The 22,153-nt window shown below is 67.7% G+C and carries 16 protein-coding genes and 1 tRNA gene; 5 read left to right on the top strand and 12 right to left on the bottom strand.

What is annotated here, in order from left to right; all coding sequences use genetic code 11:
- The first annotated feature begins 24 nt into the window (after positions 1 to 24).
- Positions 25 to 1,257 (top strand): ABC transporter substrate-binding protein, encoded by a 1,233-nt coding sequence (locus ACWGKS_RS04795; protein WP_358510697.1) that lies wholly within the window; start codon positions 25 to 27, stop codon positions 1,255 to 1,257.
- An 81-nt stretch (positions 1,258 to 1,338) separates the two neighbouring features.
- Here the strand turns inward: ACWGKS_RS04795 and ACWGKS_RS04790 are convergent, their stop codons facing one another.
- From ACWGKS_RS04790 to ACWGKS_RS04770, 5 genes are all read right to left on the bottom strand, one after another.
- Complete coding sequence (locus ACWGKS_RS04790; RefSeq protein ID WP_358510700.1) at positions 1,339 to 2,196, bottom strand: ABC transporter ATP-binding protein; 858 nt, start codon at positions 2,194 to 2,196, stop codon at positions 1,339 to 1,341.
- Positions 2,189 to 3,067, bottom strand: a complete 879-nt coding sequence (locus tag ACWGKS_RS04785) for an ABC transporter ATP-binding protein (protein WP_358510703.1) — start codon at positions 3,065 to 3,067, stop codon at positions 2,189 to 2,191. Before ACWGKS_RS04785 ends, ACWGKS_RS04790 begins: the two co-directional genes overlap by 8 nt.
- Positions 3,057 to 4,046: a branched-chain amino acid ABC transporter permease gene (locus ACWGKS_RS04780; RefSeq protein ID WP_358510706.1), complete on the bottom strand. Its 990-nt coding sequence runs from the start codon at positions 4,044 to 4,046 to the stop codon at positions 3,057 to 3,059. Before ACWGKS_RS04780 ends, ACWGKS_RS04785 begins: the two co-directional genes overlap by 11 nt.
- A gap of 11 nt (positions 4,047 to 4,057) precedes the next feature.
- Positions 4,058 to 5,626: a branched-chain amino acid ABC transporter permease gene (locus ACWGKS_RS04775; RefSeq protein WP_358510709.1), complete on the bottom strand. Its 1,569-nt coding sequence runs from the start codon at positions 5,624 to 5,626 to the stop codon at positions 4,058 to 4,060.
- Positions 5,627 to 5,989: 363 nt separating this feature from the next.
- The gene (locus tag ACWGKS_RS04770; protein WP_358510827.1) at positions 5,990 to 6,559 is read right to left on the bottom strand and encodes an ANTAR domain-containing response regulator; all 570 of its coding nucleotides are present in this window, start codon (positions 6,557 to 6,559) and stop codon (positions 5,990 to 5,992) included.
- Between the two features lie 159 nt (positions 6,560 to 6,718).
- Here ACWGKS_RS04770 and ACWGKS_RS04765 point away from each other — a divergent pair.
- A tRNA-Leu gene (locus ACWGKS_RS04765) sits at positions 6,719 to 6,794 on the top strand.
- A gap of 84 nt (positions 6,795 to 6,878) precedes the next feature.
- The gene (locus ACWGKS_RS04760; protein WP_358510712.1) at positions 6,879 to 7,688 is read left to right on the top strand and encodes a transcriptional regulator; all 810 of its coding nucleotides are present in this window, start codon (positions 6,879 to 6,881) and stop codon (positions 7,686 to 7,688) included.
- Positions 7,689 to 8,232: 544 nt separating this feature from the next.
- Here ACWGKS_RS04760 and ACWGKS_RS04755 read toward each other — a convergent pair.
- The gene (locus tag ACWGKS_RS04755) at positions 8,233 to 9,135 is read right to left on the bottom strand and encodes a serine hydrolase (protein WP_358510714.1); all 903 of its coding nucleotides are present in this window, start codon (positions 9,133 to 9,135) and stop codon (positions 8,233 to 8,235) included.
- On the bottom strand, positions 9,132 to 9,998 hold the full coding sequence (locus tag ACWGKS_RS04750; RefSeq protein WP_358510717.1) for a LysR family transcriptional regulator: 867 nt from the start codon (positions 9,996 to 9,998) through the stop codon (positions 9,132 to 9,134). Before ACWGKS_RS04750 ends, ACWGKS_RS04755 begins: the two co-directional genes overlap by 4 nt.
- 139 nt (positions 9,999 to 10,137) lie before the next feature.
- On the opposite strand from ACWGKS_RS04750, the gene bla reads away from it, so the two are divergent.
- Together bla and ACWGKS_RS04740 are read left to right on the top strand one after the other, a co-directional pair.
- A complete protein-coding gene (gene bla / locus ACWGKS_RS04745) occupies positions 10,138 to 11,070 on the top strand; it encodes a class A beta-lactamase (protein ID WP_358510720.1) in 933 nt (310 codons plus the stop codon).
- Between the two features lie 259 nt (positions 11,071 to 11,329).
- A complete protein-coding gene (locus tag ACWGKS_RS04740) occupies positions 11,330 to 12,277 on the top strand; it encodes a DUF1266 domain-containing protein (RefSeq protein WP_358510723.1) in 948 nt (315 codons plus the stop codon).
- Between the two features lie 128 nt (positions 12,278 to 12,405).
- Here the strand turns inward: ACWGKS_RS04740 and pyk are convergent, their stop codons facing one another.
- The 5 genes from pyk to gltB all read right to left on the bottom strand — a co-directional run bounded on the left by pyk (position 12,406) and on the right by gltB (position 21,901).
- Entirely contained in the window at positions 12,406 to 13,839 is a 1,434-nt protein-coding gene (gene pyk / locus ACWGKS_RS04735) for a pyruvate kinase (RefSeq protein WP_358510726.1), read from the bottom strand.
- A gap of 599 nt (positions 13,840 to 14,438) precedes the next feature.
- Positions 14,439 to 15,332, bottom strand: a complete 894-nt coding sequence (locus tag ACWGKS_RS04730) for a prenyltransferase (RefSeq protein WP_358510830.1) — start codon at positions 15,330 to 15,332, stop codon at positions 14,439 to 14,441.
- Between the two features lie 72 nt (positions 15,333 to 15,404).
- Complete coding sequence (locus ACWGKS_RS04725) at positions 15,405 to 15,788, bottom strand: DUF2784 domain-containing protein (protein ID WP_358510729.1); 384 nt, start codon at positions 15,786 to 15,788, stop codon at positions 15,405 to 15,407.
- A 72-nt stretch (positions 15,789 to 15,860) separates the two neighbouring features.
- Positions 15,861 to 17,315 (bottom strand): glutamate synthase subunit beta, encoded by a 1,455-nt coding sequence (locus tag ACWGKS_RS04720; RefSeq protein WP_358510732.1) that lies wholly within the window; start codon positions 17,313 to 17,315, stop codon positions 15,861 to 15,863.
- Positions 17,316 to 17,344: 29 nt separating this feature from the next.
- A complete protein-coding gene (gltB, locus tag ACWGKS_RS04715) occupies positions 17,345 to 21,901 on the bottom strand; it encodes a glutamate synthase large subunit (RefSeq protein WP_358510735.1) in 4,557 nt (1,518 codons plus the stop codon).
- Positions 21,902 to 22,153 lie beyond the last annotated feature (252 nt).

Below are 22,153 nucleotides of genomic sequence, written 5' to 3'. Positions count from 1 at the left end.
CCGACCCCCGAACGGACCGACCCGATGACCACCGACACGCGCCCGGCCCTGGCGCTCACCGCCACCGCGCTCGCCGCCGTACTCACCCTCAGCGCCTGCTCCGACGCCTCCGAAGCCGACGACAGCGCCTTCACCTACGGCCTGCTCTACCCACAGACCGGATCCCTGGCCTTCCTCGGCCCGCCCCAGCTCTCCGCCGTCGAATACGCCATATCCCAGATCAACGACGCCGGCGGCATCCTCGGCGAACAGGTACCACCACCCGTCCAGGCCGACGAGGCCGGCGACAACGCCCAGGCCAACGAAGCCGCCAACACCCTCGTCAACGACAACGTCAACGCCGTCATCGGCGCCGCCGCCTCCGCCATGACCCAGGCCACCTACGACACCATCACCGGCTCCCAGATCGTCCAGTGCTCGGGCTCCAACACCGCCCCCGAACTCTCCGAGATCAACGACGACGGCTACTTCTTCCGCACCGCCCCCAGCGACCTCATGGCGGGCCCCGTCCTCGCCCAACAGATCGTCGAGGACGGCCACACCTCCGCCGCCATCGTCGCCCGCGCCGACGACTACGGCACCGGCTATCTCACGGCCGTCGAGGACGAACTGAACTCCCTCGGCGTCGACGTCCTCGTCAGCGAGACCTACGACCCCGACAGCACCAACTTCGGCGCCGTCATCGACGGGGTCTTCCGAGCCGACGCCGACGCCATCGCCCTCATCTCCTTCGAAGAGGGCACACAGCTCATGGCCGCCCTCATCGAAAGCGAGGTCCGCAGCACCTTCTACCTCACCGACGGCCTCAACGACCCCGGCCTGGCCGAAACCGTCGCGGACAATCGGCCCGAGGCCGTCCTCGGCACCACCGGGGTCGCCCCCAGCGCCGACAACCCCGAGTTCAACGAAGGACTGCGCGAGTTCGACCCCGAACTCGAAGCCTTCCAATTCGCGCCCCAGATCTTCGACTGCGTCACCGCCATCGCCCTGGCCGCCGAATCCGCCGAGTCACCCGACCCGACCGTCTACGTCGAACACCTGCCCGAGATCAGCCGTCCCCAAGGCACCGAGTGCAACTCCTTCGAGGAATGCCGCGACCTCCTCGACCAGGGCGAGAGCATCGACTACCAGGGCACCAGCGGCGACATCGACTTCGACGACAACGGCGACCCCACCTCCGCCACCTTCGAACTCTTCCACTTCGGAGACGACGGCTACGAGATCCTCGGCTACACCGAGTACTCGCTCCAGGGCTGACCCCGCACACCACGAACACGACGGAGGGGGTGGGGCCGCGCGGCCCCACCCCCTCTTCGCCCGGGTCCCAAGACCCACCGCTCACGCCTTGGCGAGCGTCCCCAAATACAACTCGATCACGTTCGGATCGTTCAACAGGTCCCGACCCGTACCCGTGTACGCGTTCCGGCCCTGGTCCAACACGTACCCGCGGTCACAGATCTGCAGACAACGTCGCGCGTTCTGCTCCACCATGATCACCGAGACACCCGTGGAGTTGACCTCCTTGACCCGCTGGAAGACCTCCTCCTGGTAGATCGGCGACAACCCCGCGGTCGGCTCGTCCAACAACAGCACCGACGGGTCCATCATCAAGGCCCGACCCATCGCCACCATCTGACGCTCACCGCCCGACAGCGAACCCGCCTTGGCCCGGCGCCGCTTCCCCAACAACGGGAACAGGTCCGAGACCACCGAGAACCGCTCCGCGAACGACTTCGGCCGCAGGAACGCCCCCATCTGGAGGTTCTCCTCGATCGTCAGGGAAGGGAACACGTTCCGCGTCTGCGGCACGTACCCCACACCACGCTCCACCAGACCGTGCGCCGGCAGACCCGCGATACTCGAACCCCGCAACGTCAAGGAACCCTCGCGTACCGGGATCAGCCCGAAGATCGTCTTGATCAACGTCGACTTGCCCGCGCCGTTCGGACCGATGATCGCCACGACCTCACCCTCGGAGAGGGTCAGGGTGCACCCGTTCAGGATGTTCACCCCCGGCACGTAACCGGCCACCATGTCCTGGGCCAACAGCAGATAGTCCTCCGGACCACCCACCTCCAAGGCCACACCGGCGTGCTCCAAGACCTCCTCACGGTGTTCCTGGACCGCGGCGGCCTCCTCGGCCTCCACCGGAACCTCCTCCGGCTCAGGGCGCGACCCGCCGTTCTCCTCACTCATCGCCACTCTCCCCGGACTCGCCCTCGACCTCCTGGGCTCCCAGGTAGGCGTCGATCACCTGCTGGTCGGACCGGATGTCCGAAGGACGACCCTCCGCGATCACCCCGCCCTGCGCCAACACCACGATCCAGTCGCTGATGCCCATGATCACGTCCATGTCGTGCTCGACGAACAGGACCGTCTTGCCCTCGTCCCGCAACGACGTGATGTGCTGCAACAGCGACTGCACCAGAGCGGGGTTCACACCCGCCATCGGCTCGTCCAACATGATCATGCTCGGATCGGTCATCAACGCGCGCGCCATCTCCAACAGCTTGCGCTGACCACCCGACAACGAACCCGCCATGTCCTGACGCTTGTCGACGAGCTTGAACCGCTCCAACAACTCCATGGCGCGCTCGGTGTTGGCCTTCTCCTGCGAACGCCACATCGGCCGCAGGAACGCGCCGACCATCCGCTCGCCCAACTGGCCCTGAGCACCCAACAACATGTTGTCGAGCACCGTCATGCGGGTCAGGGCCTTGGTCAACTGGAACGTCCGCACCATGCCGGCCCGCGCCACCTGGTGGCCACGACGACCGTTGATCGGCTTACCCTCGAACGTCCACCGGCCCTTGTCCACCCGGTCGAACCCGGTCAACAGGTTGAAGAACGTCGACTTGCCCGCACCGTTCGGACCGATCAGCGCAGTGATCGTCCCCCGCTGCACCTCCAAGTGGTTCACGTCCACCGCGGTCAGACCACCGAAGGAACGCTTCACGCTGTCGGCCACCAGGATCGGGTCCGACTTCGGCGACCCGGGCTCGGCCACCGCGTCCGCCATCCGGTCGACCTCGACCGCCGCGGAGGTGTCCACCTCATCACTTGACATTGATCAGCATCTCCTTGCGGTCACCGATGAGCCCCTGCGGCCGGAAGACGATCAACAGCACCAGCAACAGCCCCACGAAGGCCAACTGGATCGCGCCGTAGTCGGGCCCCTCCAGGAAGGGCAACAACCCCTCACGGCCCAAGCCCTTCAAGAACCCGTCCGTGAAGTTCATCAGGAACCAGAACGCCATCGAACCGATGATCGGACCGAACACACGGCCCGCACCGCCCAACAGCAGGATCACCCACAGGAAGAAGGTCACCTGCGGCTTGAACTGGTCCGGCTGGATCGCCCCCTGGTGCACCGCGAGCATCGCGCCCGCCAACGCACCGATCAGGCCGCCCAGCACCAACGCCTGCATCTTGTAGGCGAACACGTTCTTGCCGAGGCTGCGCACCGCGTCCTCGTCCTCGCGAACGCCCTTGATCACCCGGCCCCAGGGGCTGTGGATCAACATCCACGTGAACACGGCGAACACCGCGACCAGGCCCCACGTCACCGTCATCAACCACATCTGGTTACCGGTGAACGTCATCGCCCCGACCCCGTAACGCCCACCCGCGTCGAACGGGTTCACCTCACGAAAGCCCGAGGACAGGTTCTGCAGGCCGTAGACACCATTGGTCACCGGCTCGGCGAACCCCGCCCGATACACCAGGCGCAGCACCTCCGCCGCCGCGATCGTCGTGATCGCCAGATAGTCGGCCCGCAACCGCAGAGTCGGGATACCGAGCAGCAACGCCAACACCAGCGCACAACCCAGGCCGACGAGGAAACCGACCAGCACCGGCAGGTCGAACACCGCCACGCTGATTCCCACGCCATAGGCGCCCACCAGCATGAAGCCGACCTGACCGAAGTTCAGCAGACCCGTGTAACCGAAGTGCAGGTTCAACCCCACGGCGGCCAACGCGTAGATCGCCGCGACCGGGCCGACCGCGGATCGAGCGGCCTCGGCGAGGATCATGAGAATATCCATCGTTACCTCTCCTAGCCGACCCGCTCACGCGAACCGAGCAGACCCTGGGGCCTGATCAGCAGCATGAGGATCATCAGGGCCAGAGCCCACGCGTTCATGAGCTGTGCGGGGAACCACAGGGTGGACAACATCGCCACCAGACCGACGGCCAGACCGCCGACCATCGCGCCGTAGGCCGTGCCCAGACCACCGAGGATCACCGCGGCGAACATCAGCAGCAGCAGACGGAAGCCCATCTCGTAGTCCACGACCTGGTTCAGGCCGAAGAGCACACCGCCCAGCGAGGCCAGACCACCACCGAGCAGCCACACGTACATCGTCACGCGGTCCACGTCGATACCCGACGACTCCGCCAGGTCCCGGTTGTCCGAGACCGCGCGCATCGCCTTGCCGATACGGGTGAACTGCAGCAGGCACGCCACCAACACCAGGATCACGATGGCCACGGCGATGATCACCAGGTCGCGAGGCGGCATCGACACCGGACCCAGGTGCACCAACTCCTGCACCTGGAAGCCCGCGTACCGCGTCCGGTTCGCGCCGAACAGCACCAGGAGCACGTGCCGCAGCACCAGCGCCACACCGATCGACACGATGAACATCTGGATCAGGGCCACGTTGCGCTTGCGCAACGGACGCCACAGGTAGCGCTCCATCGTGCCGCCCAGCACCGCGCCCATGACCACCGCGATCGCGGCCGCCGCCCATAGCGGCACCTGCCACTCGAAGGCGTCACCGAGCACACCCAACAGGGTCGCCAGGGCGATACCACCGAAGATCGCCGTCCACTGGAGAACGATCAACAGGGTCCGGCCGAGCCTGTTCTCCATGAACGCGCCCAACAGGATCGCCACGCCCAGACCGGCGAAGATCGCCAGCAGGGAGTTGCCCATCCCGGCCGCGCCGGTGCTGAAGAGGAGCGCCATCATCGCACCGAAGGTGACCATGTCACCGTGCGAGAAGTTGATGATCTGCGTCGTCCCGAAGATCAACGACAGACCGATCGCGGAAACCGCGATGACCAGGCCGAAGAGAAGACCGGCCGCGGTCAGCTGGGCGAAGCGATCACCGAAGCCACCACTGACCCCCTCGACCTCCAGGGCCTCGTCGTCGGCGGCGGCCTCCTCGTCCTCCTCCGCGGCGCCGTCACCCTCCGCGGGGCTCTCCGATTCCTCCGGCTCCTCCGCGGCCGTACCGGCCTCGTCCAAGGCGACGATCAGCGGTCGCCGCTCATCGGCCTCGACCGTGACCTCGGCCTCACCACCGACGAGGAGAACCGTCTCGCGGACCTCGTACTCGCTGGGGATGGACTCCTGATCCACCACTGCGCGGTAGTCGCCCGGTCCGGGCAACACCACTTCCCAATTTCCATCAGAGTCGGTCGCCGCCGCTTCGATCTCGTCGTCACCCTCGAAGACCGTGATCTCGATGCCTTCCACACCGAGATCCCGATCATCGGGCTGAGTGATCTGACCGTGCAGCGCCTCACCGCCCTGTTCGTCTGCCGTCGCCGCCGCCCCGGGGATCACCAGGAATGCGGTGATCAGGGCGAGCAACACGGTCACGAGACGTGTGCGCACGCGCGCTCCTTGCGCATCTGAGGTCACGTGACACCCGGATGTGAGCATTCGGGCACCACTGTCCTTTAGCTGTTCGGTGCGCCGAGTTTAGCCCGGTTTATGGTGGTCATTCAGCACAGCTAAAGCCACGTGACACAACCGTCACCCCATTGTGCGCAACCGAGATCAAACCGGTATGAGATGCGAGTTGAATCTGTACAGGCGTCCAGGTTTTCCGCCCACACCCCAGCCGATCTGTCACTTGGTCCTACCTGTAGTGACCGGATGACCACACTTGAGACCCGATTCCAGACACGACAAAGGGGCCGCCCCCTTGGGCGCGGCCCCTTACGTCGATTGTTCAGTTCTCCTAAGCGGGAAAGATCAGCCCTGCTGTCCACCGAGGGTCTCGACCACGGTCTCGGCGACCTTGCGCATGGTCAAACGGCGATCCATCGAGTTCTTCTGGATCCAGCGGAACGCCTCCGGCTCACTCATGCCGTGCCGGCTCTGCAACAGCCCCTTGGCCTGCTCCACCAGCTTGCGCGTCTCCAACCGGTCCTGGAGGTCACCGACCTCCGCCTCCAACGCCGACAGCTCGGCGTACCGGGAGGTCGCCATCTCGATCGCCGGCACCAGATCCGACTTGCTGAAGGGTTTGACCAGGTAGGCCATGGCCCCGGCCTCCCGGGCCCGTTCGACCAACTCTCGCTGAGAGAAGGCGGTCAGGATCACCACGGGGGCGATGCGCTCCCCCGCGATACGCTCGGCGGCCGTGAGGCCGTCGAGCACGGGCATCTTGATGTCGGTGATCACCAGATCCGGCTTGAGCTCGCGGGCGAGCCTGATGGCGGCTTCGCCGTCACCGGCCTCACCCACGACGGCATAGCCGTCCTCCTCCAGCATCTCCTTGAGATCCAGGCGGATCAGGGCCTCGTCTTCCGCGATCACCACACGGCTCTGCGTCCTCGTCACGTACACGAGGTTACAGAGATCCGCTAGTATGCTGTGCGTTGGCCCCGGCAATGCCGGTCAATCGTGACACCACTGTTGACCGAGCATCGCCTAACCGACTATTGAAGGCCCCGGAAAATCACTTGACAAAGTGAACCCGTCCTGGTAGCCCAACGGCAGAGGCAATGGTCTCAAACACCATCCAGTGTGGGTTCGAATCCCACCCAGGACACCAAAAAGCCATCCAATCGGGTGGCTTTCTTGCTGCCCAGGACCACGCGACCCGAGAATGTCCGAAGCGTGAGCGAACATGCACTGCATGTACTCACCGCATGTCAGGCGTCAAGCCACCTCCCTTCTCGACTCGGGGATCTCCTACTCGGAGGTCGCTCAGCGCACCGGGATCAACCGGTCCACTCTTCGTACTTGGATGACCGACCGATCCCTGGTGGACAAGTACGAGGACACCGACCTCTGTCCGCGCTGCGAACCCATCCCCCGACCGCCCACCGATGGGCGTTCCTACGCCTATCTCCTGGGTCTCTATCTCGGCGACGGCTGCATCACCCCGGCAGGTGACCCGACCAAGGGCGTGTGGCGGCTCCGCATCATGTGCGGCGACGACTGGCCGGGGCTCATCGACGAGTGTGTCCTGGCCCTGTCCTCGATCCGCCCCCACCACAAGGTGTCCCGGGTTCCCTCCCAGGGCTGTACCGAGGTGCACGGCGATTGGAAGCACTGGCCGTGCGTCTTCCCCCAGCACGGCCCCGGTAAGAAGCATGACCGGCGCATCCTCTTGGAGAGGTGGCAGCAGGAGATCGTGGACGCGGAACCGAAGGCCTTCGTTCGCGGGTTGATCCACTCCGACGGGTGCCGGCTCATCAACCGGATACGCAAGAAGCGTCCGGACGGCGAGGTGAAGTCCTACGAATACCCCCGCTACCAATTCACCAACGTCTCGACGGACATCGTCGGGCTGCTCACCACCACCCTCGACCATCTGGATGTGGCTTGGAAGGCACAGGTGAGGAAGCCGTCCGAACCACGGCGCAGGGACACGCACGTCGTCTCGGTCTCCCGGAGGGAGGCCGTGGCCAGGTTGGACGCCTTCGTGGGGCCCAAGCACTGATGTGCGGGGCCGTTCCGGTGGACGAAACGTGCTCACCGGAACGGCCCCGGAGCCCCGAAGGGCGAGTGGCGCCCGAAGCGTGTGGGGACTTCGCGTCAGGCACACACGGCCGGACCCCGGAAAGGGGGATATCCGGGCACGACCGACTCAGAAACCCCCGTAGGAGGAGGGGCGGGGGTTCCTTCACCGCCATTTCTAGCGGATACAGGGCGCTCATGTGAGCAGAACCAGAATCCCGAAGGACTTTCGTCGGTCCCGGCACGAGCAACGGAAGGGGCCGTCCCGGTGGGGGCACCGGCCGGGACGGCCCTGTGGCGGCGCGAATCGCGATGGGGTCGAGTTCCGCGCCACGTGTGACCGAGCCTCGGGGAGGGGATCCCGTGGGCTCGGTCCAGGAGCCACCCTCAGGAGGAGATGAGGGGGTTCCTTCACCAACATTCTTATGGGATCGGAGGCCCTCGTGTGGGGGAAACAGGGATTCTGTGCGATGCGGGTTTTGAATCGGCGCCGGTAACCGCCCGGAACGCCCCGACTTGTGATGCGTTCAGGTGGAGCGCAGGTGGTCACGGAGGGCGCGGGCGACGCGGCCCATGAGGGCTTCGGCCTCGGGTTGGTGGCGGGCGGGGACCTGTGACGCGGTGAGGGCCGCGATGGCGTAGGCCTCACCGTTGGTGTGTTCGACGACGCCGATCTCGTGGCGGTGGTTGAGGACGGTGCCGGTCTTGGACGCCCAGGTGGCGGCGTCGCTGGTGAAGTCGGGGGCGAGACGGTGGCGGATCATGTTGTCGGCCATGAGCGCGCGGACGCCGTGGGCGACGTCGGGGTGGATGTGGGTGGGCCGCCAGAGGGCGTGGAGCAGGTCGACGTGGGCGCGGGCGGAGCCGGAGTTGGCGATGGTGACGTCGAGTTGGGGGATGTGGTGGCCGCGTCCGTCGGTGCCGGCCTGGATGGCGAGGGTGTGGGCGAGGTGGGTCTCGTCGGGGGCCAGCCGTTCCGCGGGGGTGGCGTTGAGGGTGCCGATGCCGTGGCGGACGGTGAGGCCCTGGATCCGGTGCTCGTGGAGGAGTCGGTTGACGTGGGTGGGCGGGGTGAGGTCGAAGAGGGCGTCGGCGGCGATGTTGTCGCTGAGGCAGGTGCTGAGGTGGAGGAGGTCGTCGATGGCGATGGTGACGGGGTGGCGGAACTTGCTGATGCCGAAGGGGCCGGTGCCGGGTGGTCCGGCGTCGATGTGGGTGGGGGTGAGGTGGATGGGGGTGGCGCCGTCGAGTTCGCCTTGGTGGATGCGGTGGAGGGTGGCCAGGGCGAGGGGGACTTTGACCAGGGACGCGGTGGCGTATTCGGTGTCGGGTTCGATGCCGATCTCGTGACCGGTGTGGAGGTCGCGGACGAGGAAGGAGCCGTGGAGTCCGGCTTCGTGGAGTTCGGCGCGCAGGCGGTGGGTGATCACGGGTGGGTGGCTCCGAGGCAGCGGGCGATGTGTGCGTGCAGGTGGGTGCGGAGGGTTTCGGCTTGTTCTCCTGTGGCGGTGTGGTCGCGGGTGGGGTGGATTTCTCCGATGGGACGCCAGTGGAGGTCGAGTCGTTCGGCCTGGTGCGGGGTGCAGAGGAGGAGGTCGTGGGTGGTGAGGACTTCGGCGGTGGCGGTGGTGAGGCTGGTGGCGACGGTGATCTGGGTGGGGTGGAGTCCCAGGGCGTGGCCGGTACGGGTGAGGGGGTCGCGGATGTGGGGTGTGTCGTCCTCGGGTTGGATCCAGACGCGTCGGCGTGGGGTGGTGGGGGCGCGTCCGGCCCTGAGGGTTTCGAGGTAGTGGGTGTGCGCGGTGGGCGGGTGGTGGGTGGCCAGGCCCAGGGGTGCGGTCCAGGTGGCCTGGTCGGGTGCGACGGCGGTGAGGGCGGCGCGGACCTGGTGGGTGTGGAGGAGGTGGGTGCGCTGTGCGGGTGGTGCGGGGTGGGGGTCGAGGTTGAGGTCGTGGTGGCGGGCTCGGGCGGTGAGGTGGGCGAGGTCGTGGGTGGTGCAGGTGGTGGGGACGGCGATGCGGAGTGGGGTGAGGCGGGCGGTGGCGGCGTCGTGTTCGAGGGTGTGGGCGAGGTCGACGAGGCGTCGGGCGGTGGGGAGGACGGCGTGGCCGAACTGGGTGAGGGTGGGGTGGCGTCCGGTGCGGTCGAGGAGGGGTGCGCCGAGGTGTTTTTCGAGGGCGGCGATGCGTCGGCTGGCGACGGGTTGGGGGATGTGTGCGGCTGCGGCTCCGTGGGTGAAGCTGCCTCTGTCGCTGACGTGGACGAAGGCGTTGCAGGCTCCTACGAGGTCCATGACCTGAGGTTATGCGCTTCTGGCATGGGATTGGTCGTTTTCGTCTTGGACAGCATGGGTGGGGGCCGGCGAGACTGCGGGAGCGGGCCGGTCCTGGTTCGTGTTCGTCGAGTGTCGGGAGTTTTCGATGGGGGTCGTGATGTCGGGGTCCAGGGTGTGGGGTTTCGGGGTGCGCGGGTTCGTGGCGGCGGCGTTGTTGGTGCCGTTGGTGGGTTGTGGGGCCTCGGAGGGCGCGGGGGGTCCTTCGGGGGCGTCTTCACTGTCGGCGACGGAGTCGGCCGCGGTGGTGGACTACGCGGCGGAATTTGAGGCGTTGGAGGAGGAGTTCGACGCGCGGCTGGGTGTGTACGCCTTGGACACGGGGTCGGGTGAGGAGGTGGCGTTCCAGGCGGACGACCGGTTCGCGTTCGCTTCGACGTTCAAGGCGCTGCTGGCGGGGGTGGTGTTGTCGGAGAACTCGTTGGAGGAGATGGAGCGGGTGGTGACCTTCGACGAGGGGGTGCTGCAGCCGCATTCGCCGGTGGTGGAGGAGAACCTGGATTCGGGGATGTCGTTGCTGGAATTGTGTGACGCGACGACGCGGTTCAGTGACAACGCGGCGGCGAACCTGTTGCTGGACGAGATCGGGGGTCCGGCGGGGTTCACGGAGTCGCTGGGTGAGCTGACCGGTGACGATGTGACGGTGTTGGAGCGGTACGAGGTGGAGATGAGTGACGCGGTCCCGGGTGAGGTGCGGGACACGAGTACTCCGAAGGCGATGGCGGGGAGCCTGGAGGCGTTCATTCTGGGGGACGTCCTGCCGGACGACCGCCGTGAGGTTCTGACGGACATGATGGTTCGCAACGTGACGGGGGACGACCTGATCCGGGCGGGTGTGCCGGAGGGCTGGGTCGTGGGTGACAAGACCGGCAACGGTGGTTACGGGACCCGGAACGACATCGCGGTGCTGTGGCCCGAGGAGGGTGAGCCGATCGTGCTGGCGGTGATGTCGAGCATGGATGTCGAGGGCGCCGAGCACGACGACGCGTTGATCGCGCAGGCCTCCGAAGTAGTGGTGGACGCACTGGGCTGACCTGCGTCCCGGGTGGTTTTTCGGGGGTTCTGGCCTTTGTGGGACAGACTGGCCAGAACCTCCGTAACTACCCGACCATTTAGACCCCAAATAGGTCTTTTGTCACTTTCTGGGGGCACAGGCACGCTGAACCGGTCACATCACGGCCACAACCTGAGCACAACCCGTGGGTTCGGTCGCGGTGGAGCTCCGCCGTCCCTGATCCTTGATGTCGTGTAGCCCTGCCCGAACGGGCTTGGCGCGAGGAGAGGGGCATCGGGTGTTGACCGCGTTGGCCGGGGTGATCGGCGCGCTGGTGATCGGGGCCTGGGTCGTGGTGGCCTGGGGATCCCGCCGTCGCCAGCCGTGGCTGTGGACTCCGGTGGCGTTGCTCGCGGTCGTGCTGGTGGCCCTGGATCTTCCCGGCTGGTCGTTCGTGCCGACGCTCGCGCTGGCCACCGGTTCCTTCGCCGAATTGGTGGTGGGCTCGCGTGAACAACCGACGATCCGGACCAAGTCGCCTGACGCCCCGTTGAGCACCGAACGATGGGCCGCGGCGGTCGCGGCCCCGTTCCGGGTCGCGTTGGCCGAACCCTGGGACGTGGTGGCCCGGCCCAGTCTGCGACGCCGCTACCGAAGGATGCTGGAGCAGCAGTGGTCGGTGGTGGACCGCGAGTCCTTGTTGGCCGCGGTCGAGCGTCTGCTGGAGGAGCTGCACTCCGGCCCGAGTCTGGACCTGGCGGTGGACCTGCGGTCGGGGATCGCGCGTTCGCGCCTGCCCGACGGCGGTGAGGACACCGGCGCGATGGTGCGGTTGTCCGACGAACAGGTGACGCGGTTGCGGTCGGTCACCGGGGTCGCCGAGGGCGACGAGACGGTGATGATCGGCGCCTACCAGTGGTGGAAGTCGGTGCACGTCATCCGACTGGTGTGCGGTGGGGCGTCGCTGGACTGGTTGAGCCCGGTGGAGACGCAGACCCTCCTGCGGCGGGTGGCCTCGGACCTACAGCGGCGGTACTCGTCGTGGGGACAGCTGTCGTCGGCCTTCCACGCGGGCTATCTGCTGTGGCCCGACAAGGGCGTGGGCGGCGACCACGGGGACGAGGACCGGCTGTGGGTGGCGCTGGGTCTGTTGGACGACGACTCGGGCAGCCCGTGGAACCTGTTGCCGTGGGACATGCCGTTGGAGCGGGTTCCGTTCGAAGGCGCTTCCTCGAACCAGGACTGAGCCGAGGCCGGCCCGTCCACTCCCCCGCCGCACCGGTCGGCCCGGAACGCTCCGGCGTGACTCATTCCGCCGGGCTCCGGGCCGGACCTGATGCGGCCCGTGGGTGCGGGCGCCGTGGGCGCCCCGCGTCAGTTGTTGTTCAAGGCGACGGCGTCACCGATTCGGTGCACGCGCAGGAAGTTGGTGGAACCGGTGGTTCCGGGCGGGCTACCGGCGACGATGACGACCTTGTCGCCCTTGTGGTAGTCGCCGAGTCCCAGGAGCTCGCTCTCGACCTGGCGGACCATGTCGTCGGTGTTGTCGACCCAGGGCACCAGGTTGCTCTCGACTCCCCAGGTGAGGGAGAGGTGGCCGCGTGTGCTCTCCTCGGTGGTGAAGGCCAGCAGCGGGATGGGCGAGCGGTAGCGGGCCAGGCGCCGGGCGGTCTCACCGGACATGGTGAAGGCGACCAGGGCCTTGGCGCCGACGGTCGCGCCGATCTCGGCGGCGGCACGGGCGATGGCGCCACCCGTGGTCTCGGGCACCCGGTTGAGGATGTGCGAGGCGCGCAGGGACTCCTGCTCGGCCGCCCCCACGATGCGCGCCATGGTCTCGACGGTCTCGATGGGGTACTGGCCGACGCTGGTCTCACCGGAGAGCATGACGGCGTCGGCCCCGTCGAGGACGGCGTTGGCGACGTCGGAGGCCTCGGCGCGGGTGGGCCGGGGCGCGCTGATCATGGATTCGAGCATCTGTGTGGCGACGATGACCGGCTTGGCCTTGTCGCGACAGCGTTCCACGGCGCGCTTTTGCACCATGGGGACGTTCTCAAGGGGCAGTTCGACGCCGAGGTCGCCGCGGGCGACCATGACTCCGTCGAAGACCTCGATGATGTCCTGGAGGCGCTCGACCGCCTGTGGCTTCTCGATCTTGGCGATGAGGGGGACGGTGAGGCCCTCTTCGTCCATGATGCGGTGGCACTCCTCGGCGTCCGCGGGGCTGCGGACGAAGGAGAGGGCGACCATGTCGACGTTGTGTCGCAGGGCCCAGCGCAGGTCGTCCTCGTCCTTCTGGGTGAGGGCGGGGACGCTGACGGAGACTCCGGGGAGGTTGAGTCCCTTGTGGTTGGAGACGGTGCCGCCGAAGATGACGCGGGTCTGTACGTCGGTGCTGGTGGTCTTGGTGCATTCCAGCACGACGCGGCCGTCGTCGATGAGGACGCGGTCGCCGGGGCGAACGTCGCCGGGGAGTCCCTTGTAGGTGGTGGAGACCCTGTTCCGGTCGCCGGGGACGTCCTCGATGGTGACGGTGAACTCGTCACCGGCTTCGAGTTCGATGGGCCCGTCGGGGAAGGTTCCGACGCGGATCTTGGGCCCTTGGAGGTCGGCGAGGACGCCGACCGCGCGGTTGGCGTCCTGTGCGGCCTGCCGGAGGTTGGTCAGGCTCGCGTAGTGGTCGTCATGGGTTCCGTGGCTGAGATTGAGGCGGGCGACGTCCAAGCCCGCATCCACGAGTTGCCGGAGGGTCTCCGGGCTCGAGGTGGCGGGGCCAAGGGTCGCAACGATCTTTGCTCGACGTGTCACATGTATCACTTTAGAGCGTCTGGGGGATGGAGTGGTCTAAACCAGGTTGCGAACGGACGTATGCGAGGTGGAGTGGGAGCGAATTCGGTCACCCTCGGTGACCGTTTTCGTGGGGTGATCGGGTGGTCGAGGGTGGGGTCGGTGGGCCGGCGCGGGTTTCTCCGGGTCGTTGTCGTGTGGGCGTTTCGCCGTCGGTGAAGGGTGGGCGTGGTTGTTCGGGCGTGGCGTGGTGATGGCGGCTCTGGTGGACGAGGTGGCGGCCTTGGAGGAGGTGCTGCTGGGATTGTCGGAGTCGGATGTGGTGAAGGCGACACGGTGCGTGCCGTGGGACGTGACGGCGTTGTCGGTGCACACGGTGGGCTCGTTGCACCAGGTATCGGTGGCCCTGGACGGGGGCACGGCGGATCCGGCCGCCGCTCTGGTGCCGGCGGCCGGGTATTACTCGCCGCGAGTGCGTTTCTCGCCGGAGGTGAACCGGACCCGGGTCGACGGCGCTTCAGCGCGGGTCGGGCGCGGGGGTGCGGGTCCTGGCGTTGGGGTGAGGCCACGTCATCGTGTGGCGCCCCGCGTGCGGTACGGGGCGCCAGGTGCGCGGGCCGTCAGAGGGACCGGCGTGGGCGGGGCAGGTCGGGTACCAGGCGACCGTAGGCGCGCAGGATGCGCATGCGTTGGATGGTGCGCATGCCTTGGCGTTCGAGGGTGGCGGTGGTGTCCCAGTGCTCCCAGCAGGCGTCCCAACCACCGTCGGGGCGTTGCTCCTCCTCGAAGGCTTCGAGGTTGCGGGTGATCTCGGCGTCGGTGAAGAGCGGTCGGGCGATGTGGGCGGGGTGGCAGGCCAGGTCGAGTGGCGTGTGCACGTGGCCGGTGGCCCTCGGTCGGACGTCGATGACGGCGCGGATCATGGTGGCCAGGTGGTTCATGGTGGCCACGGCTCGGGGCCGGTCGGGCACGTACTGCAGGAAGGTGCAGATGCCGATGGCCTCGTGCGGGTCGGTCCAGTGGAGCCCGTTGATGGTCTTCCAGCAGTAGGCCGTGGCCCGGTCACGCCACGGGTGGGCGACGTTGTTCTTGTGGAGCAGCCCGATGATCATCGCGGTGACGTCGAGGCGGCTGGAGAAGTCGCGGGTCTCCCGGTACCAGGGCGCGGCTTCGGTGTGGCGGACGGTGGGCAGCACGGCGGGTACTCCGCCGTCGTCGTTGGCGTTGCCGGCGAGGAAGAGGCAGATGCCCTGTCCGACGTCCTCGGGGATGGCTCCGAGTTCGTCGAGGTAGCGCAGGGCGGTCTCGGTGGCGACGGGTTGGCTGCCGTGCCCCCGAAGGTCGGGGTCGAGGCTGTTGCCGTAGCCGCCGTCGAGGTTTCGGTGGGCGGCCAGTGACGCGTATACGGGTTGTGCGGACGCTGACTGGAAGTGGAAGGCGAAGCGGTGCCGGTCGATGAGCCGGGCGCTGCGCATGATGAAGTGGTCGGCTGCGCGGTACGAGTCCCAGGTCATAACGGTCATGTCTCGACCGTAGACCCGTGTGACCTGCGGGTGAAGGACGTGCGCGGGATCCATTCGCGATCTTTACGCCGTGTCCGAGGATGGTCTTCGTCGACGACGTAGGTGGATGACGAGGAGCCCGGCCCAGGAGACCGCGACGATGAGGGCGGTGAGGAGTCGGATGCCGGTCAGGTGTTCGGCGGGATAGACGACCCCGGTGAGGTAGTGGTCGACGAACCCCGTGTCCGAGAGGCCCTCCTGCCCGGCTCGTTCTCGTCCCCAGTTCTCGACGTGGGTCAGGGGACAGTCCCATCCGATGAAGGTGATGCCGAGACCGTAGAGGGCGCAGGCCAGGTGGGGCCAGAAGGCGCGTGGCCACTTCCAGGCGAGGAATCCGCCGACGGCGACGTAGACGAGGAAGGCCATGTGCAGGGCCATCGCGCCTTCACCGATCAGTCGGTAGATCATGTCCTTGAGCCTAGAGACGTGCCGGGCGCGAGGGGTAGCCCCCGCGCCCGGGCGGATTCTGGGGCCTCTCGGTCAGACGAGCGGGCGCTCGGTGGGCGCGATGGCGACCGGCAGGGTCCCGTCCTCGGTGAGGTGGTGGTCCACGGCGGCGGCTGCGGAGCGGCCCTCGGCGATGGCCCACACGATGAGGGATTGTCCACGGCCCATGTCGCCGGCGCAGAAGACGCCGTCGACGGTGGTCCTGTAGTCGCTGTCGCGGACGACGTTGCCGCGGCCGTCGAGTTCGACCCCCAGGTCCTCGATCATGCCCTTGGTCTCGGGGCCGACGAAGCCCATGGCGAGGGTGACCAGGTCCGCGGGGATCTCGCGTTCGGTGCCCTCGACGGGTTCGAAGCCGTTCGGGCCGCGTTCGACGTCGACGAGTCTCAGGGCGCGGACGTGCCCGTTCTCGTCGCCGAGGAACTCCAGGGTGTTGACGGAGTAGATCCGCTTGCCGCCCTCTTCGTGCGCGCTGGTGACCTTGTACAGCATGGGCATGGTGGGCCAGGGCTGGTGGTCGGGGCGCGTGGTCGGGGGCTTGGGCATGATCTCCAGCTGGGTGACCGACGCGGCGCCCTGGCGGTGTGCGGTGCCGACGCAGTCCGCGCCGGTGTCACCGCCGCCGATGACGATGACGTGTTTGCCCTGGGCGTGGATGGGTGCGCGGTCGAGGTCGCCCTCCTGCACCTTGTTGGCCAGGGGCAGGTACTCCATGGCCTGGTGGATACCGTCGAGTTCGCGGCCGGTGGCGGGCAGGTCGCGCCACCGGGTGGCGCCGCCGGTGAGGACGACGGCGTCGTTGTCGCTCTTGAGTCGTTCGACGGTGAGGTCGACGCCGATGTTCACGCCGGTGCGGAAGGTGGTGCCTTCGGCGGTCATCTGGGCGATGCGGCGGTCGATGTGCCGCTTCTCCATCTTGAACTCGGGGATGCCGTAGCGGAGCAGGCCGCCGATGCGGTCGGCCCGTTCGTAGACGGTGACGTCGTGTCCGGCGCGGGTGAGTTGCTGTGCGGCGGCCAGGCCAGCGGGGCCGGAGCCGACGATGGCGACCTTCTTGCCGGTGCGGTGGGTGGGCGGCAGGGGCTTGACCCAGCCTTCCTCCCACGCACGGTCGATGATGGAGACCTCGACGTTCTTGATGGTGACGGCGGGCTGGTCGATACCGAGCACGCAGGCCGATTCACAGGGTGCGGGGCAGAGGCGGCCGGTGAACTCGGGGAAGTTGTTGGTGGCGTGGAGTCGTTCGATCGCCTCGGCCCAGTCGTGGGTGTGGACGAGGTTGTTCCACTCGGGGATGAGGTTTCCGAGCGGGCATCCGTTGTGGCAGAAGGGGATGCCGCAGTCCATGCAGCGTGAGGCCTGCTTGGTGACGGTTCCTCGGTCGAAGTCCTCGTGGACCTCGCGCCAGTCCTGGATGCGCACGTCGACGGGCCGGTGCGCGGGGAGCTCTCGCTCGGTGATCTTCAGGAAACCCTTGGGGTCTGCCATGGTTCTTCCTCCTTTCGTGGACCGGGTTTTCAGGACTGCGCGGAGGCCATGACGGCCTCGTCGACGTCGCGTCCTTCGCGTTCGGCCTCGGCCTTGGCGAGCAGGACTCGCTTGTAGTCGCGCGGCATGACCTTGGCGATGCGGTCCAGGCCCTGGTGTCCGGCGACCAGGAGGCGTTCGGCGACGGTGGATCCGGTCTCGGCGTGGTGTCGGGCGAGGACTCCGGTGAGGAAGTCGCGGTCGTCGTCGGTGAGTTCCTCGATCTCGACCATTTCTCCGTTGACGCGTTCGGGGTCCAGGTCGAGGACGTAGGCGACGCCTCCGGACATGCCGGCGGCGAAGTTGCGGCCGGTGCGGCCCAGGACGACGGCGCGACCGCCGGTCATGTACTCGCAGCCGTGGTCGCCGACGCCCTCGACGACGGCGGTGGCTCCGGAGTTGCGGACGCAGAAGCGTTCGCCGACGATGCCGCGCAGGTGGATCTCGCCGGAGGTGGCGCCGTAGGCGATGACGTTGCCGGCGATGATGTGGTCCTCGGCCACCAGGCGTGAGTTCTCGTCGGGGCGGACGATGACGCGTCCGCCGGAGAGACCCTTGCCGACGTAGTCGTTGGCGTCGCCTTGGAGGCGCAGGGTCACGCCCTTGGGGATGAAGGCACCGAAGGACTGTCCGGCGGATCCGGTGAAGGTGACGTCGATGGTGTCGGTGGGCAGGCCCTCGGCCCCGTAGCGCTTGGTGACCTCGTGGCCGAGCATGGTGCCGACGGTGCGGTTGACGTTGCGGACCGGCAGTTGGAGCGCGACGGGCCGGCCGAAGTCCAGGGCGCCCTCGCTGAGTTGGACGAGGGTGTTGTCCAGGGCCTTTTCCAGGCCGTGGTCCTGGTCGCGCCGCCGGGAGCGGTGGTCGCCGGCGATGGGTTCGACCTCGTGCAGGATGGGCGACAGGTCCAGGCCTTGTGCCTTCCAGTGGTCGACGGCGTCGGCGGTGTCGAGCAGGTCGACGGAGCCGATGGCCTCGTCGAGGCTGCGGAAGCCGAGCCGGGCGAGGTATTCGCGGACCTCTTGGGCGATGAACTCGAAGAAGTTCACCACGTACTCGGCCTTGCCGGAGAACCGTTCCCGCAGGAGCGGGTTCTGGGTGGCGACGCCGACCGGGCAGGTGTCGAGGTGGCACACGCGCATCATGACGCAGCCGGAGACGACCAGGGGTGCGGTGGCGAAGCCGTACTCCTCGGCGCCGAGCAGGGCGGCGATGACGACGTCGCGGCCGGTCTTCATCTGGCCGTCGGCCTGGACGACGATGCGGTCGCGCAGTCCGTTGAGCAGCAGGGTCTGCTGGGTTTCGGCGAGGCCGAGCTCCCAGGGGGTACCGGCGTGCTTGAGGGAGGTCAGCGGCGAGGCGCCGGTTCCTCCGTCGTGGCCGGAGATGAGGACGACGTCGGCGTGCGCCTTGGACACGCCGGTGGCGACGGTGCCCACTCCCGCTTCGGAGACCAGTTTGACGTGGACCCGTGCGGACGGGTTCGCGTTCTTGAGGTCGTGGATGAGCTGGGCGAGGTCCTCGATGGAGTAGATGTCGTGGTGGGGCGGCGGCGAGATGAGGCCGACGCCGGGGGTGGAGTGCCTGGTGTCGGCCACCCACGGGTAGACCTTGTGGCCGGGCAGTTGTCCGCCCTCGCCGGGCTTGGCGCCCTGGGCCATCTTGATCTGGATGTCGTCGGCGTTGCTGAGGTAGTGCGAGGTGACGCCGAAGCGACCGGAGGCGACCTGCTTGATGGCGCTGCGTCGCAGGTCCCCGTTGGGGTCGCGGGTGAAGCGGTCGGGGTCCTCGCCGCCCTCTCCGGTGTTGGACTTGCCACCGAGGCGGTTCATCGCGATGGCGAGGGTCTGGTGTGCCTCCGCGGAGATGGAGCCGTAGGACATGGCTCCGGTGGAGAAGCGCTTGACGATCTCCGAGACGGGTTCGACCTCGTCGATGGAGATGGGTTCGCGCACGCCTTCCTTGAGTCGGAAGAGCCCACGCAGGGTCATGAGCTTCTCGGCCTGGTCGTCGATCCTGTTCGTGTACTCCTTGAAGATCTCGTACTTGCGGCTCCGGGTGGAGTGCTGGAGCTTGAAGACCGTCTCGGGGTTGAACAGGTGGGGTTCGCCCTCGCGGCGCCACTGGTACTCACCGCCCACCTCCAGGCGCCGGTGGGCGTTGGGGTTGGCGGTGTGGGCGCGGCGGTGACGGATGGCGACCTCTTCGGCGAGGACGTCGAATCCGACGCCGCCCAGACGGGAGGTGGTGCCGGTGAAGCAGCGGTCGATGACCTCCTGGCCCAGGCCCAGGGCCTCGAAGATCTGGGCGCCGGTGTAGGAGCTGACGGTGGAGACACCGATCTTGGACATGACCTTGAGGACACCCTTGGCGTAGGCCTTGAGGGTGTTGCGCACGGCGGTGTCGGCGTCGACGTCGGCGAGGGTGCCGCGCCGGACCAGGTCGCGGACGGTCTCCAGGGCCAGGTACGGGTTGACCGCGGAGGCGCCGTAGCCCAGCAGGAGGGCGACGTGGTGGCATTCGCGGACGTCGCCGGCCTCGATGACGAGTCCGACCTCGGTACGGGTCTTCTCGCGGATCAGGTGGTGGTGGACGGACCCGGTCAGCAGCAGTGACGGGATGGGTGCGCGGGTGGCGTCGGCGCGGCGGTCGCTGAGGACCAGGATGTGGGCGCCGTCGGCGATGGCCGCGGAGACCTCGGTTTCGATCTCGGCCAGGCGGGCGGAGAGGGCGTCACCGCCGCCGTCGACGGGGTAGGTGCCGTCGACGGTGAAGGTCTTCAGCGCGGGGTCGGTCTGTCCCGCGGCGACGATGGCGGCCAGTTCGGCTTCGTCGACGACCGGGGTGGGCAGGACGAGGCGCCGGTTGTCGCCGGGGCCGGCGCCCAGGATGTTGTGTTCGGCGCCCAGGAGCGTGGACAGGCTGGTGACCATCTCCTCGCGGATGGCGTCCAGTGGCGGGTTGGTGACCTGCGCGAAGTTCTGTGAGAAGTAGTCGAAGAGTTGGCGCGGGCGGTCGGACAGGGCCGCCACCGGGGTGTCGGTGCCCATGGAGCCGATGGGTTCGGCGCCGGTGCGGGCCATCGGGGTGAGGATGATCCGCAGTTCCTCCTCGGTGTAGCCGAACACCCTCTGGGCGAGGTCCGGTTCGGTGACCGGGGTGGGTTCGGCTGCGGGGAGGTCGTTCAGGCGCAGGACTCCGGCGTCGATCCACTCCTGGTAGGGGTGTTCGGCGGCGAGGTCGGCCTTGATCTCCTCGTCCTCGATGATGCGCCCTTGGGCGGTGTCGACCACGAAGATACGGCCCGGCTGTAGGCGGCCCTTGCGCACGACGGTGGCGGGGTCGATGTCCAGGACGCCGGCTTCGGAGGCCAGGACGACGAGGCCGTCCTCGGTGACCCAGTAGCGCCCGGGGCGCAGACCGTTGCGGTCCAGTACGGAGCCGACGAGGGTGCCGTCGGTGAAGGACACCGAGGCCGGTCCGTCCCAGGGCTCCATGAGGGTCGAGTGGTACTCGTAGAAGGCCCGGACGGCCGGGTCCATCTCGGTGTGGTTCTCCCAGGGCTCCGGGATCATCATCAGGACGGCGTGCGGCAGGGAGCGGCCGCCGAGGTGGATGAGTTCCAGGGCGTCGTCGAAGGACGCGGTGTCGGAGTCGTCGGGGTCGACGATGGGGAAGACGCGGTCCAGGTCACCGGGGATGAGGTCGGTGGCGAGCTTGGCCTCGCGTGAGCGCATCATGTTCCGGTTGCCCTTGACGGTGTTGATCTCACCGTTGTGGGCGACGTAGCGGAACGGGTGGGCCAGCGGCCAGGACGGGAAGGTGTTGGTGGAGAACCGGGAGTGGACCAGGGCCAGGCCGGAGGTGTAACGCCGGTCGGACAGGTCCGGGAAGAACGGCTCCAGTTGGGGCGTGGTGAGCATGCCCTTGTAGGCGATGGTGCGCGGGGACAGGCTCGGGAAGTAGACGTCGGTCTCGTGTTCGGCGCGCTTGCGGACGCAGTAGGCGTGGCGCTCCAGGTCGATACCGGTCAGGCCCTCGGTGGGGCCGCCCTCGCGGCCGGTGATGAACAGTTGCCCGAAGTAGGGCATGACCTCGCGGGCGGCGGGACCGCTGTAGCGGGGCTCGAAGGGGACCTCGCGCCAGCCGAGGAGGGTGAGGCCCTCTTCGGCGACGATGGCGTCGATCCGCTCCACGGCGGCGGCTCGTGCGGCCGCGTCGGCGGGGAGGAAACCGATGCCGGTGGCGTAGGCGCCCGCCTCGGGAAGGTCGAAGTCGCAGACCTCGGCGTAGAGCTCGTGGGGGACCTGGGTCAGGATGCCCGCGCCGTCGCCGTCGTCGGGGTCGGCCCCGGAGGCGCCTCGGTGGTCGAGGTTGCGAAGGACGGTCAGCGCCTTGTCCACGATGTCGTGGCTGCGGCGGCCGGTGAGGTCGGCCACGAACCCGACACCACAGGCGTCGTGTTCGTGGGCGGGGTCGTACAGGCCCTGGGGTGTGGCTTCGGGGTTCGTTCGGACGGACGAACGCCGCACGTTTCCAGCAGGCATCTACCCTCCTGTCGTCTTGAAGTCGGCTTTGTGAAAAGCGCATTCGGGACGACATTGGCCCTGCTGCGTACGTGATGGAGTTGTGGCCCGCCGTTGTGGGCGCCCCGGGGCACCCGCCGTGTCGCGTTCACGTCCTCGTGACGCCGGTGGTGTTCGGGTCGCCCGGTTTCGGGCAGGTTCTCTTATACACGCCGGCCCGGTGACGATGCGAATCGTCGTGTGTCCGGCGTTTCCCGCTCGTGTCCCTCTCGG

The organism is Nocardiopsis sp. NPDC055879, assembly GCF_053615935.1.
This window is presented reverse-complemented; position numbering and strand designations above follow the sequence as displayed.